At 45.1% G+C, this 14,034-nt stretch carries 12 protein-coding genes; 5 read left to right on the top strand and 7 right to left on the bottom strand.

The window, feature by feature from the left end; all coding sequences use genetic code 11:
• Positions 1-202: 202 nt before the first annotated feature.
• Positions 203-2,401, top strand: a complete 2,199-nt coding sequence (locus K2Q26_10695; protein MBY0315980.1) for a hypothetical protein — start codon at positions 203-205, stop codon at positions 2,399-2,401.
• Here the strand turns inward: K2Q26_10695 and purH are convergent.
• The 7 genes from purH to K2Q26_10660 form a co-directional block, all read right to left on the bottom strand.
• On the bottom strand, positions 2,373-3,890 hold the full coding sequence (purH, locus tag K2Q26_10690; GenBank protein ID MBY0315979.1) for a bifunctional phosphoribosylaminoimidazolecarboxamide formyltransferase/IMP cyclohydrolase: 1,518 nt from the start codon (positions 3,888-3,890) through the stop codon (positions 2,373-2,375). The genes K2Q26_10695 and purH overlap by 29 nt on opposite strands.
• A 122-nt stretch (positions 3,891-4,012) precedes the next feature.
• Complete coding sequence (locus tag K2Q26_10685) at positions 4,013-5,386, bottom strand: MlaD family protein (protein ID MBY0315978.1); 1,374 nt, start codon at positions 5,384-5,386, stop codon at positions 4,013-4,015.
• The gene (locus K2Q26_10680; GenBank protein MBY0315977.1) at positions 5,383-6,174 is read right to left on the bottom strand and encodes an ATP-binding cassette domain-containing protein; all 792 of its coding nucleotides are present in this window, start codon (positions 6,172-6,174) and stop codon (positions 5,383-5,385) included. Before K2Q26_10680 ends, K2Q26_10685 begins: the two co-directional genes overlap by 4 nt.
• Positions 6,164-7,003, bottom strand: a complete 840-nt coding sequence (locus tag K2Q26_10675; GenBank protein MBY0315976.1) for an ABC transporter permease — start codon at positions 7,001-7,003, stop codon at positions 6,164-6,166. The genes K2Q26_10680 and K2Q26_10675 overlap by 11 nt, the downstream gene beginning before the upstream one ends.
• A gap of 2 nt (positions 7,004-7,005) precedes the next feature.
• On the bottom strand, positions 7,006-8,133 hold the full coding sequence (gene alr, locus K2Q26_10670; protein MBY0315975.1) for an alanine racemase: 1,128 nt from the start codon (positions 8,131-8,133) through the stop codon (positions 7,006-7,008).
• Positions 8,099-9,550, bottom strand: a complete 1,452-nt coding sequence (locus K2Q26_10665; GenBank protein MBY0315974.1) for a diguanylate cyclase — start codon at positions 9,548-9,550, stop codon at positions 8,099-8,101. The genes alr and K2Q26_10665 overlap by 35 nt, the downstream gene beginning before the upstream one ends.
• Complete coding sequence (locus tag K2Q26_10660) at positions 9,531-10,973, bottom strand: hypothetical protein (GenBank protein ID MBY0315973.1); 1,443 nt, start codon at positions 10,971-10,973, stop codon at positions 9,531-9,533. The genes K2Q26_10665 and K2Q26_10660 overlap by 20 nt, the downstream gene beginning before the upstream one ends.
• Before the next feature lie 194 nt (positions 10,974-11,167).
• Here K2Q26_10660 and K2Q26_10655 point away from each other — a divergent pair, with 194 nt between their 5' ends.
• The 4 genes from K2Q26_10655 to K2Q26_10640 form a co-directional block, all read left to right on the top strand.
• On the top strand, positions 11,168-12,040 hold the full coding sequence (locus tag K2Q26_10655) for a lysophospholipase (GenBank protein MBY0315972.1): 873 nt from the start codon (positions 11,168-11,170) through the stop codon (positions 12,038-12,040).
• On the top strand, positions 12,021-12,602 hold the full coding sequence (locus tag K2Q26_10650; protein MBY0315971.1) for a hypothetical protein: 582 nt from the start codon (positions 12,021-12,023) through the stop codon (positions 12,600-12,602). The genes K2Q26_10655 and K2Q26_10650 overlap by 20 nt, the downstream gene beginning before the upstream one ends.
• Before the next feature lie 12 nt (positions 12,603-12,614).
• The gene (locus K2Q26_10645; GenBank protein ID MBY0315970.1) at positions 12,615-12,983 is read left to right on the top strand and encodes a hypothetical protein; all 369 of its coding nucleotides are present in this window, start codon (positions 12,615-12,617) and stop codon (positions 12,981-12,983) included.
• Positions 12,968-14,034, top strand: a 1,067-nt coding sequence (locus tag K2Q26_10640; GenBank protein MBY0315969.1) for a hypothetical protein, incomplete at its 3' end; no start/stop codon positions are given. The genes K2Q26_10645 and K2Q26_10640, both read left to right, overlap by 16 nt.

Here is a 14,034-nt window from a genome sequence, read left to right as displayed (position 1 = left end):
CCCCCTCACCTTGATCAGTCATGAATGATTCACCACTCAGTTAACGCATTGAACAATGTAGAGATGTAATGCACTTTCTTTTGCTCTTTGTTTTACTCAACAGAATTAGATGATATTTAAAAAACCTAATCTTACAGAATTGCAATCCACTCTCGTCATTAGTTTTGCCATAACTTTCCTCAGGCACATCTTGGATCTAAGTTTGGATTTTCCTTTTATCGCATGGCTAGGAGAAGGCGATAACTACATTCAAATCGTTGCAGAAATTTGCAAACTCAGTCACATGCTTAGCGAAGGCTCGATCATCGGTATCGACCATAATACAATGTTTGGAGCCTCTGAATTTTTCCTGCGACCTAATCTTATAACTTATTCACCGATTATATTTTATTTCGCCTGGCTTTTGGGTCCTCTGACTCAACTTGGAGCTATAACTCTTCTCTATTTTCATATGGTGTTCTTTACTTTTATAGGAACTTATTCTCTCGTCCGTATTTCGAGGTATTATCTTAAGTTGAGTTGGACCGCTTCACTTTTTCTGTGTTTGAATTACTTCCTAGGAATTGCGGCGACCGTCGCCATAGGCATTTTTGTAACTTTCTATTTTTATGCCCTGTTGTTTCCTATAGGACTGTGGTTGCGTCTAAAGTGTTACGATCGAAACTCAAAGCTTCACTCATTTGCTCTGAGTTTGATTTATTTATTCATCTATCTCGGTGGGTATATCCCTTTTTCCCTGATATCGATCATGATGGTGGAGCTGACAGCGATTGCTTGGAGTCGAATTTCTCCTTCGGTCGAGAATAAGGGAAATAGGTCTAACAAACTTTTCTTTTCACCACTGATTTTTGCAAGCGCTATCGCAGCCCCACTCTATCTCTGTTACTATGATTACGCCAAATTTGTATCTATGTATGCCTATTATAAATATGGTTATACAGCCCTGGAAAATGCGTGGAGGCTAAAAGATCTTGCCTCGATCGTTGGTCCTTCAATTCATATTAAAGGCTTTCCGGCAGATCAATTGCCAACCTGGGGAATGGGAAATATAGTCGTTTTAATCCTCGGGTTGGTTTGTTTACCGAAGATGCATATTTCCAGAATGCAGAAGAAAGTATTAACCTACAGTTTCTTCACTTATCTCTTCTTCTTCTGTGTTTGCCTAGGAGACCATACTCCAGCAGCGAGACTATTTTTCTTGATCCCTGGCGTTGGAAAAATGCATATTTACCAGAGATATTTAGTTATCCTATCCATCTATTTCTATTTTTTCTTGGCGATTCTTTTAGACCAATCGCTAAAAGTAACTGATCAGATACGGTGGTGGAGTACGCTTCTTATCGTTAGCTTTTTTTGCATGGCTACCACAGCGATCATCTTTAGCAATGCAGAACAATTAACTTGGTTTGGATTACCAACACTAGGAAAGGAAATGCTTACGGCAACCTTCGGACTGGCAGTGGTCACAATATCGAAACGAAAAGACAAAGCCATACTCGTTTATATTGCCGTTTTTACAGTACTGTTTTTAAAGTTTCATTGGAGCTTTCTCAGCGACAGATCTAATTTAAATCTCCGGGCGAAACAGTCCCTCGATCTCTCTGAGCCATTTAATAAAAAATTGGCGGAGGAAGTCCGTTCACTAGGGAAAAAAGATTTATACAGAGGTCTTAATGTTTCCCGGTATTTCCACCGCAATCTGCTCATTGCGAATTACCCCTGGGTCGTCCAAAGGCACCTTCCCCTCGCGGACCTCAGAGGTTACGACCAACACTTGTCCTCGCCGATTGATTTTAAGTACGACAAACTCAATACTCTGATTGTAAGGTCGGACGACGGGCCACAAATCCTCGATGTGCTGAACGAAAAACTCTGGGTGGCTAAAAGTCATATTGATTTCCTAATTATCGAAAAGGGCCGAGAGCTTCCCAAAAATGATTTTTTTGATTCGTACAGTCAACGAGTTCCATTAAATAGCCCTCTCGAACTTGCGATCAAACCCACGGGTCTAGATACCCGTTGCACCGGGCTCATCTGCGGACAATGCGAGAATATCGACAAAAAGATTACATTGGATCTCGAAAAATTTAAAAGTGATTATATCAGTTACAAGTACGGGGCCGACTGCGAATCCCCCACGATCACTTACCAACAATGGCCGGTGCGGCGGCTTGGATTTTATGTGAATTCGGTCAATGTCGAGCCTATTTTAGTGGACGGCTTCTATACTCTAAAGCTTCCTCGAGGTGAGGGTAAACTCGAGATTATCTATCAACATAAATTTCTTTTAGCCGCGGTTCTCATCATTCAGATGGCCATCGTCGCTCTTGTCATCCTAATTCTCAATGAGTTCAGAAAGAAACTGAGCGGGATTAGTGGCGGAAGTGCCGTCGGCCTGTAAGGACCATGTTAATATTATGTTTCTTCGCGGCCTCTATAACTTCGGCATCTTTCACCGATCCGCCGGGTTGCACAATCCACTTTATGCCGTATTGAGCGGCGATCTCCACCGAATCCGGAAATGGGAAAAAGGCATCACTGGCTAAGATCAAATTTTTCGCCTGAGGATGGAACTCTTTGGCACGATCGAGAGCTTGGCGAACGGAATCCACACGATTCACTTGGCCCATCCCCAATCCCAAGGATTGGCTTTGGCCACAGACGCTAATCGCATTGCTCTTAAGCATTGCGCACGTTTTCCAGGCGAAGATAATATCTTTTTCTAGTTCTGCTGACGGTTTTTCCCCTAAAAATTGCCATTGGGACCGATCTGTATCCACTTGATCTTCTTCCTGAACCAGATACCCACCATCGATCGAGCGAACTGATTTTTCGTTTTGAATTTGAGAGAGGGCAGGCCAGCTCAGCACGCGTAAATTCTTCTTCTGAGCAAATACAGCCAGAGCCTCAGGTTTTATTTCTGGAGCGATCACACACTCTAGAAAGGTTTTATTGAGAAGGTTCGCTTCGGCTTCACCGATAGGAAAGTTCACGGCGATGATTCCGCCAAAAACACTCACAGGATCTGCCTTTAATGCTTTTTCCAGCGCAAAAAATGGTTTTACATCGCTAGCGACTCCGCACGGATTGTTATGCTTAATCGCGACGGCGGCTGGATCTTTAAAGAGGCGAACGGTGGAAATAGCGGCCTGGAGATCGAGAATATTATTGTACGAGACTTCTTTACCCTGGAGAATCTTCGCATTGTGCAAACCTTCTTCTGAAGTTTTGTACCACCAGGCTTTTTGTTGAGGGTTTTCACCGTAACGCAAAGTTTGCACCAACGATGCACTGATCTGTAAGCTTTCTCCGTGCCCTTGCTCTAATTCTTTTTTGAATTGATCTGCAATCACCCGATCGTAAGTGGCTGTATGGTCAAAAACTTTTCCTGCGAGCTTTTTACGATCCTCAAGTGTGAGCTCACTTTTCTGCTGAATCCAGGCATAATCCGAAGGATCGCAAACAATACTCACATATTTAAAATTCTTAGCGGCCCCGCGAAGCATTGATGGTCCACCAATATCAATGTACTCAATTAGATCATCCCCAGTCACTCCCCGGGCTTGAGCTTCAGAGAAGGGATAAAGGTTGGCCACCACGAGATCAAATGGCACAGCACCATGTTGTTTTAATAAATTCAGATCCTCACTCAAATGCGCTCTGTAGAGGAGCCCCATATGAACCTTGGGATGAAGAGTTTTAACTCGGCCATCCATACACTCTGGAAAACCAGTATAATCCGAGACATCTTGCACCTCCATCCCCGCATCACGTAACGTCTTAGCGGTCCCACCGGAAGAAACCACTCGGGCTCCCGCTTGGGCATAAGGACGAATGAATTCAACGATCCCAGTCTTATCAGAAACACTCACCAAAATATTTTTAAACATGCCCCGAATCTAGTCCGAAAACCCCACAGTTGGTACCCGGTACCTTTTGCGGAAGCAGCGTATAAATATGGGTTAAGAAAATTTATACGCTGCTTCCGCAAAAGGTACCGGGTACCAAATGGTTAGCGGATGTTGACGCGGGCGAGAGCGTATTTGATGTCGTCGTTGGTGATGAAAAGGCCGGCACCAAAGAAGTAACCGTCGTTTCCAGCTCCATTAAATAGGTCTCCGCCCCCTTGCAGGTAAAGACCATGGAAAACATTGAATCTCGCATAGGGACGAACATGCAATCTTTCGAAATCAAAGGCGTCCACGCCGATCTTTAAGCGGCGACTGAGCATGTAGTATTCGATCCCCGCCCCACCGGAGCTCTCAATCACACCACCTTTAATTCCAAAATTATAAAAGTACTTACCGAATAAAGCGGTGAATTTAAGCTTGTCAGGATCCTGAACCAAAGCTCTTTCTGTACTCGGAACTCCATTGGTCACCGTGGTTGTCGTACTCTCACGCTCCGTGGCCTCAGGAGTCGAAGTGATGGCTAATTCATAAAAGCGGTCAGCTCCTGGCTGAAGTGTGATTCCGACATAAGTTCGGTACTTTTCAAAGTCAGACATATAGTTGCTGTTAAAGTCGAAACTGCTCTGAAGTTTATTCGCAGAATCCAATAAATTGTTCACACCGTTGATCGCCGTATTGAGTTCGTTGACGGTCTCTTCGTCGTTGATCAAGCGTCCAATGGTCCCTTTACCGGAATTAATTTTTTCAGAAATCTCATCGACATTTTTCATTGTGTTATCAAGTCGAGCGACAACACGCTTCCACGACGCTTTAAAGCCAGTGTCGGATTCGTCGTTCACCACTTCGTCCAAGGTTTCCGAAATGGCATGAACGTTATCGACGATCTCGCCAAATTTTTCGCGCTTATCACGCATGAGGCCCGCAAGATCTCCGGTTAAACTCTCAACGTTTTTAATGATTTTTCCTAATGGCTTCTCGTCATTTCCTTCGGTCGCATCGCGAAGATTATCGGCCACAACAGAAAGCGACTTTGTGATTTTTCCCACCTCGCTCATCAGCTTATCGATACTCGCGGAGTCCTCGATACCCACAATACGCTCACCGTTCATTAACAGTGGATCCGCGGGGTCGCCCGGTAAAATTTCGATATTTTTATCACCTAAGATTCCGTTCGGGCGAATCTGAACTTTAGAAGACCGCGAAAGCTTAACATCCGGCTGAACAACAACGTCCACTCGAGCCATACCAGATTCATCTAAAGAAATTTGCTTGATCACGCCCACGCGAATCCCAGCGACATGGACCGGTCCGTTTTTAATTAATCCGGAGGCGTTGTCGAGTGTAAACCAAAGTGGCTTGCCGCCCATAAATCCGGAACTTTCGCTGACCTTTAGAGACATGGTCGCGATCAGCCCAGAAACCACCAGAACGAGAAGCCCAACTTTGAACTCAGGAGTCTTAAACAAAGGATTCATGAACGGCGCACTCCCATACCCACGAACTTTTTAACAAGAGGGATCTCAGTGTCGAAAAACACTTTCGGAGGGCCGTGCAAAATAACTTTACCGCTGTCCAACATAACGATGTAATCCCCGATGCGAAATGCCGCCGGTAAGTCGTGCGACACCACTATACTTGATGAACCTTTGTTATGATTATGGGTGTTAAGTATCAGATTATCCACCATTTCTGTGAGAACGGGATCAAGCCCAGTCGTTGGTTCATCGTAAATAAGTATGGCTGGATCAAGAGCTAGGGCACGAGCTAAACCGCACCGCTTTCTCATACCTCCTGAAATCTCGGAAGGCAATTTGGAGTAATGCTTTTCATCAAGACCGGCCAGTTTTAATTTATCGTAAGCAATCTCAAGCTTTTGCGTCTTGGAAAGATCTCGACGGTGCTCATTGAGCGGAAACATCACGTTCTCCAGTACAGACATATCGTCAAACAGGGCCGCATACTGAAACAAAACACCGAATTTCATACGCAATTCGATGGCTTCGTCGTGAGAGAGATGAGTCAGATCACGACCAAGAATTTTGATCTGTCCCGACGTTGGTTTAACTAGACCTAACATGTGCCGGAGCAACACACTCTTCCCAGTTCCCGAAAACCCAATAATCACCGTAATTTTTCCCCGCGGAATTTTGAGATCAATTCCGTTGAGAACAAAGTCGGTCCCGTTAAATGATTTTTTAAGATCCACAACTTCCACCGCTAAATCGCGAGTGCTGAGATCCTTATCGTTTTCTTTAACCGCCACTGCCCACCAACTTGTAATAGAAGTCGATCAAATTCATCATGAAGAAGTCGACGATAATAATCATCACCATGCTCAAAACCACTCCGCGATTTGTTGCATCACCTACGTCGCGAGCGCCACCCTTAGTGTAAAAACCACGGTAGGTGCAAATGGCACCAAAGATCAATCCAAACACGGCGGCTTTGATTAAACCTTCGTTAATGTGATTGGGATTTAACCACAGTGTGGTTTTCTCCCAAAAGATCGCCGGGTCCAAATCTAAAACGTAGATACATAAAAAGTAAGATCCACCTATCGCTACGAAATCAAAAATGCCGGTAAGAAACGGCATCGTGATCACGGCCGCCATTATCCTTGGAGACACAAGATAGCGAATAGGATCAACACCCATGACTTCGATAGCATCGATCTGCTCAGACACGCGCATAGATCCCAAATTAGCCGCCATTGCCCCACCCGCTCGTGCCGCAACGATAAGACCAGATAGGACCGGTCCTAACTCTCGAGCAATCCCCATGGCCACCGTGGGTCCCACAAGATTGACCGCGTTGATCAGTCGAAAACCCAAATAAATTTGAAAAGAAACGGCCATCCCGGTGAACGCCCCAGTCAGAATAATAATAAAAACGGATTGATTGCCTACAAATTCCATCTGTTGAATGAGATCCGTCCAGCGCATCGGTCTTTTAACAAAAACTCTGAGCGCTAAAAATGTAAAACGCGCCAGCTGACCTAATTCAAATACGAATTTTGAAAAACTTCCGATGACACTATTGAAAGTGTTGTCGAAAATACTATTCACCTTTGAACGCACTTGAGCCCAAGCCATTATTATATCTCACTTCCAGTGAACACACGGGGGACACGTTCGGACAATCGTGTTAACACATCCCACACAATCGTTCCGCTATTCATAGCCACTTCGTGGGGAGAAATTGTTTCACCAAAGAGTTCCACATCTTTACCCACCGGGTTGTCGATGCCGTTGAGGTTTACTAAAATATAATCCATACAAACTCGACCCACGATCGGAACTCTTTTTCCATCCACCGCCATTTGACCACGATTGGACAATTGCACGGGTACGCCATCGGCGTAACCAATCGGAACAATACCCACAACAGTTTTTTCTTTCGCGGTCCAAGTCCCACCATAAGAAACCGACTGATTTTTTTGAACCGTCTGCGTTGTCACTATTTTAGATTTAAGTTGCGCGACTGGGTAGAGCGGCTGACTTTGGTCTTGGGAATCAGGATGAATGCCCCACAAAGCAATCCCAGGGCGCATCCCATAAAGAAATTTATCCCGACAAAGATCTGAATTGAGAGCATTTAAAAATCCATGGGAGTTATAAACGTGCTTTGTAAGATCATCTAATCGGTGCTTCTGGACGATTCCATGGAACTTTTCAATCTGCTGAAATGAGATGCCATCAGCTTGAGAGAGATCTTCGGCACTCATCAAATGCGTGCAAACCCCCGTGAGCTTTAAATTTTTATTATCACGAACATACTGTAATACCTTTTCCACATCTTCGGGAACAAATCCCAATCGATTCATTCCTGTATTAATTTTGAGATGGAGGGATACCGTTTGTTTTGCCAGTGCTTTAAGATCTTCGAGCTGTTGGAAATCGCTCACCACCGGGTACAAGTTATGATGGAGAATTTCTCGAACCGCCTCGCGGCCAGTAAAACCAAAAGTAAACACATCGGGCTTTAAGACTCCCGCACGGCGAATGCGTAAACCCTCCTCGATAAGTCCGACTCCAAACCGCTGACACCCTAAGGATTCTAGATATTTTACGGTTTGAATGTCACCATGACCGTAAGAGTTTGCTTTGACCATAGGACAAAGAAACTGCTTTGCGAATACGCTCTTCGCAATAAATTCGAAATTCTTTTTGAGGCGATCTAATCGGATCTCAACGAATGTCGGTCGGTATCGGTTTGTATCCAAGCTGAGCCTCGGTATTGTCGTAAATATTGACTTCGAAGGCTCCTGCTTTATCACAAGCACTTTCACTGGTATGCAAAAGACTCATTGAATCATTGCTCGCTTGCGGAAATTCGCTCACACCTGCTCGAACGCTGATGGTCTTAAACTGTTTCTCGTCGATGGCGGCCTTCATGATGCTAAGTAAACGTGCGGCTTTTTGTGCGCTAGGACTTCCCGCGGTGTGTGGAAAAATTACAGAGAACTGCTGATCAGAAACTCGCCCGATCACATCGGTCACTCGCGTAAAGCGCTTGAGAATCTTCGCCGCCAACTGAGTTGTTCGATTAAACTCATCTGCATCTTTTCCAGTGACAACGAAAGTTATAACCGAAACCGGCAGATTTAAACGTCGAGCTCGAGACACTTCCACTAAGAGCTTTTCGTAGAATCCCTTACTTCCCAGACAAAAGGTTTTACGCTCGTAGGGAACGTGGTCAAAAATAAGTTTGGACTTGTACTGATTATCCAGCAGAAGCGTTGCCAGTCGGCAGTAATCGAAAACTTCCCCCTGCTTTTCAACGTCAAGCTCACTGAGGCAAACCACGAGCCCAAATATCGCACCCTCATCATTTTTGAGAATGCAGGTGGTTGTTTGTGATTTTTGAAAAACTTCCGAGAAAAATTCTTTAAACATTTCCGTCGCCGACGGATTTCTTAGAAACTGCTCTTTAAGAGACGTCACCAAGTGGCCGTAACCGATCCCGAGATCTTTTTGTTTTTGGGTTAAACCCATGGAAGCAAACGCGAGAGAAAAAGCTTCATTGGCGGCGTCATGTTTTAATATCGCGACACCTCCGCCGGTCAACTTAGAGATATCGCGAGCGGTATGGTCGTACACCGACTCTTCGGTCTTCTCTTTGAGTAATTGTGTGAGTAATAGGTCCTTCGTTTCCAACGAGGCTCCCACCATCGCCGGCATCGTATTCTTTATGACTTCCGTGGCCAGAACAACCGGTGCGGCGGCGGTCTCCTTCGTCTCTTTGACGAGTGAAAGCATCCAGCGCTCAATCGCTCGATCCACACGCAATTGGAATCCTTTGATCTGTGTCACGGGATCAACACAGAAATCATAAAGCCATCCCTGCTCCACGAGAGCGATCATCGCGTCCTGCTGATGCAACTCTCCGGTCGCCATCACCAAAATTTCCTGAGAAACTTTTTTTATAGCACGAACCGTGTTGCGCAGCTCGTCCGTCATCGGAACAACAACAACGTGAGGAAGTGCGAGATAAACGGACTGTTGCATCAGATCAGCACTTGTAAAGAAGTGGGCATCATAACCTTGGTGCGCTAAAGATTCTTTGAGCCACCGAGCTAGGCTCACGTTGGTATTATACACAAAAATGGAAAAGTCTTTTCTATACGTCTTTAGATCCATTGACATCTCTCTTAGGTTTACGAATTTCTAAAGGCGCTTGAGTAGACTCGTTGGCCGTACTGGTTCCGGTGATGGGTAATGTGGACTTACTCTTAAATTCCTTGATGAAGGACTCAATATCCGGATTACGTGGAGACAAATTGAATTCCTCTGCCGTCTTGACGACGTGACTTGGAGTTAAAGGAAGTGCTGCGGTGGATTTGAAGGGATCAAAGGTCGTTTGGATTGGATCAATGATGCGACGAAGATCGCGCAACTCTCCCTCGAGGAGCGTGAGGTAAGAAGAAGGGCGTCCCTCCTGTTTCATTTTTTGAACATAACCGAGACTATTGATCACTTGAGATCGCACTTTGTCGTTCACTTTGATTTCGCTCGAGTCCGCCGCCGCAATTTTTGAGGCTGGGGAAGCTGCAGTCTCTTTTGCCACCGCCTTTTCGGGAGTAGTCGCAGCGGCAGCCACTTCCACGACCTGAGGCTGGTAATGACTGATCTGCTCGAGCTCCAAAAGTTCGTCGTAGGCTACGGGCTCTGGTTCACCCACATCTTCTCCGGACTGAGCGCGCTTCATGATATTAACAGCATTATCGATACGACTGAAGATGGACTTAAGAAGCGTGTCTTGAGCAAAAAGAGCAATTCCAAGTAGGAATAGCGCTAAAAGTGCCATCGTTAAAAATACCGATCCACGAGGAATGTTGAGCATCGGGTTCGATGCTGTTTTTAAAAGATAGAGCTGGATGTCGGGATGAAAAACAAAGGCGATATACTTTGATTGATCCAAAGAAAGAAATCCGGTCTGCGCCTTCGTCAAATGTTTTTTATGACTCTCGACGTATTGAGCGAGATTCACATCTTTACTGGTTGAATAAATTTCGCCAGCAAACGGAGATATTGCCGCGTAGGCCTCGCGACTTGCACCCCTGGCCAAAGCGTCGCTGAAAAACATCGGATCAAAAAAAATCGCGTAGAATTCCATTTTCTTTTCGCTCTTGCCGGGGATGATGTAAACCGCGCCTTGCTCGCGTTCCTTGTAATTTACAAACTGCCATGACGGGCGAACCACAGATAAGGATTCGAAAGGGACTTGTTTTGTGAGGGCTTGAGCGTCGCTACGAATCCCTTCGACTCCTTCTTGCCATTGAGCTTTCCATCGTCCCCCGTCGTTGATGACGTGAGCTAAAAGTCGAACGTGATTTCCTGCCAATTGCGCAACGGTTGGATTTTCGATGGCAAACAGAGACTGAGCGGCTCTTAATCTTTGAGCCAGATAAAATCCCATCTGATCTAAAGATTCAGATTCTTTCTGCTGAGCCATTTCCTTATATTTTTGTGAAAAAACGCTATAGGACTTCCATGAAACGATCAAAAAAGCGCCGCTCAAAAACGCTCCCAGAAAGATCAAAAATTTAAGTCTTATCTTCATCAAAATCCCCCGCAATCCTTATGTTAGAGCTGGTCTTAGCCTTATGACAAGCTTCCATTTAAAGCAGATACGTCAGCACTCATTGTGAAGATCATTGTTCATTAGAAGAGGTTATCGACAAAGGTCTAGTTCTCAGCAGCATCGATAACAGTTGACAGTTTTTGGGCTAAATCACAGTATCCAGTCATATGATTATGCGCTCCGAATTTTATCTTCGCGTCAACTCTGGAACGGACTCTTTGTATATTCAGAAATGGGCAGAAGCTGATCAAAATCAACCTCATAGCATTCCCCACGCCGTGGTTCTGCTCACTCACGGGGTGGCTGAGCACTCCGAATGTTACAATTCACTGGCCAGTGAATTGGCGGGTGAGGGCTTTGAAGTTTATGGCTGGGATCTTCCCGGCCACGGTAAGTCCTACGGAAAGCGCGGGTACGTTAAAAACTTTCAGGAGTATACAAGCACTCTTCACCTTGTCTTTCAGGAGATTCGCCGCACCCATCCTCAAACTCCGGTGATTTTATTTGGTCATTCTCTGGGGGGACTGATAGTTCTCAACTATGCTTTGGAATATCCCGAGGCCACATTTGATGCTCTATGCTTGAGCTCACCGGCACTAGGAGTCGCACTCGAAGTTCCAAAGATTAAAGATCAAGCGGCGCGTCTCTTGAATACATTTGCACCCAAAATTACCATCGCCCACGAGATTCATTTTCATGACCTAAGTCGTGACGAAGCCTTGGTCGCTAGTTATTTTAAAGATCCCCTTCGGCATAAAAGATTTTCAGCGCCACTTTATTTAGGAACTTTGGCTGCCATGGAGCAAGTGGCAGAGAAGGCCCATCATCTTAAGAAGCCAATCTTTATCCAAGCGGCAGGTCAGGATCGAGTCACGGATACGACGGCGACAGAGAGGGTATTTCCCCACATTGGATCGAGCCATAAATCACTCAAAATTTATAAAGACAGCTATCACGAAATCTTCAATGACCTCGATAAAAAAGAAGTCATTGACGATCTCCTCACCTTTTTAAGAGAATTTTTAAATGACTCCAAAAATAAATAAGATTCTACTCGCCGTACTCACGTTCACCCTTTTCCGCTGCACGACAGAAATTGTTCCTCCCAGCAAATACGAAAAAGAAATTGAAAGTTGGAGCCAAGGCGAAATCGAATATTCCGGTTTTAACAATAATTTTAAGTTTAAAGCAACCATCATGAATGAGAGCGTGCAAAACGCTTACAATGATAGACGTTTTGAAATTTATAAATGGGACGAAACCACTCGCCAAGAAGAGCTTAGAAAACTTCAAGAGAACAATTCTAAGGCGACAACGGTATTTATGAGTTTCTTTACTCCTTTACGCTCCGACGACAATCTCTCCAACGCAAAATCGATCTGGAAAATATATCTCGCAACGCCGAATGGTCGATACGAGGGAAAGACCATGCGCAGTAAAATGAGCCCGACAGAATTATACGTTCTTTTTCCCTATCACAATCGATGGGCGACGGCTTACGAGGTTACGTTTCCAGTTTCTTTGCAGGAGGCTCAAACCCATGAGGCGACCTTTATCGTAACCGGGCCTATGGGCACAAAAGAAGTTAAGTTTCCACCGCGCCATTAGGAGTTTCCCATCATGAATGTTTTAATACTCCTTCTCTCTCTGACTTTCGCTCAAGCGCAAAGCTCCACGGTCGAAAAAGGAAAATTTCTAGAGCATATGAAGTCCGGCCTCCCCAACATGCTCTGTGCCGAGGAGAGCTATTTTAGGAAGTGCTTTGATATTTCTAAACGCGATTGCGAAAAACAAGCTCAGAAAGAGACCAAGACCTGCCTAAACAAACTCGAAAAAGAAATCCCTAAAGTGATTAATCAGCCCGACGAAGGTTCTCGGTGGGGAGCTTCTTTGGGAAGCTGCACAGGTCTTGCGCTGGAAAAAGTTTTCAAGAATCAGCGCAAAAATACACCGACCTGTAACGACCCTTCCAAATGGATGGGAAAATAGTTTTGTTCAAAGCCGGCGTAAGACGATTCTCTTGGGCCAAAACGATTTCCTTTCAAATACTAACGGTCCTACTATCGCTGATTTCTCTGGAACTCATTGGCTCAGTTCTCCTCCGGTTTGTTCCCAAGCTTTCCGTTTCCGCTCTTTCGCATATGTATTCCTCACCTCCGTCGCCAACGGCCTGGGGATACTCTCCGAGTTCTCCGAATCCTCGATCCGACTGGGCCGACCGCTATCAACTGATCCCTTCGGCCAAAGTTGAATACTCGCGGGGGGCCTATGGCACGTATCGCGATCTGCCTTTTCCTATTCTGGTCCACCCCGGGTATGTGGTGAAAAGTAAATGGGACGGAACACTCATTTTTAAAAATGAATTTACCATCGACCAGTTCGCCCGCCGCATTTATTCTCGAAAAAGCCAGGAGACCTCAAAATATCTACTCTTCCTCGGTTGCTCCTTCACTTTTGGCGAAGGTCTCGCGGATGCGGAGACACTTCCATTTGCAACTTATCAGAGCCTGAACAATGTCGCGGTTTATAACTATGGCATTAGCGGAGCTTCCCTCGGGCATTTGTTGTTTCGAATGAACGTCATTGAAAAGTCGGAGATTTTAGAAAACGAGGGGTGGATCGTGTATCCGTTTTTAGATCAGCACATCTCCCGACTCATCGGCAGACTGTCAGTTCTAGGAACTGGTGATTTTAAAAAATCACTGCATTTTAAATTTGATGATAATGACCAACTCACGACGGATGGACGTTTCGAAGATGTGTGGCCCTTAAGAGTTTGGATCTACCAATGGCTGAATCGCAGTCACATCGTCCAATTCTTTGGAATTGATTTCCCGTTCCGTTGGAGCGACGAAGATTTTACATTCACCACTAAAATTCTAAAACAGCTTCAGAGGCAAGCGGAGGAAAAGCTCAATGCAAAAGGTCTTATCCTGGTTTTTTTGCCAGGGCAAAAATTAAGCAAGGAGTTGATCCCATATCTCGAACACGCAAAAATAAGGTACTTAGACTACTCGCGATGGGACATCAAAAAACTCAC

It is taken from the genome of Bdellovibrionales bacterium, from assembly GCA_019750295.1.
Lineage (GTDB): Bacteria > Bdellovibrionota > Bdellovibrionia > Bdellovibrionales > JAGQZY01 > JAIEOS01.
Note: the sequence above shows the minus strand (reverse complement) of the source record. Positions and strands in the feature narration are given on the sequence as shown.

Coding starts and splice junctions, on each gene's coding strand:
- purH (MBY0315979.1), bottom strand. CDS start 3,890: ATGTTTAAAAATATTTTGGTGAGTGTTTCTGATAAGACTGGGATCGTT.
- K2Q26_10685 (MBY0315978.1), bottom strand. CDS start 5,386: ATGAATCCTTTGTTTAAGACTCCTGAGTTCAAAGTTGGGCTTCTCGTT.
- K2Q26_10675 (MBY0315976.1), bottom strand. CDS start 7,003: ATGGCTTGGGCTCAAGTGCGTTCAAAGGTGAATAGTATTTTCGACAAC.
- K2Q26_10665 (MBY0315974.1), bottom strand. CDS start 9,550: ATGGATCTAAAGACGTATAGAAAAGACTTTTCCATTTTTGTGTATAAT.
- K2Q26_10660 (MBY0315973.1), bottom strand. CDS start 10,973: ATGAAGATAAGACTTAAATTTTTGATCTTTCTGGGAGCGTTTTTGAGC.
- K2Q26_10655 (MBY0315972.1), top strand. CDS start 11,168: ATGCGCTCCGAATTTTATCTTCGCGTCAACTCTGGAACGGACTCTTTG.
- K2Q26_10650 (MBY0315971.1), top strand. CDS start 12,021: ATGACTCCAAAAATAAATAAGATTCTACTCGCCGTACTCACGTTCACC.
- K2Q26_10645 (MBY0315970.1), top strand. CDS start 12,615: ATGAATGTTTTAATACTCCTTCTCTCTCTGACTTTCGCTCAAGCGCAA.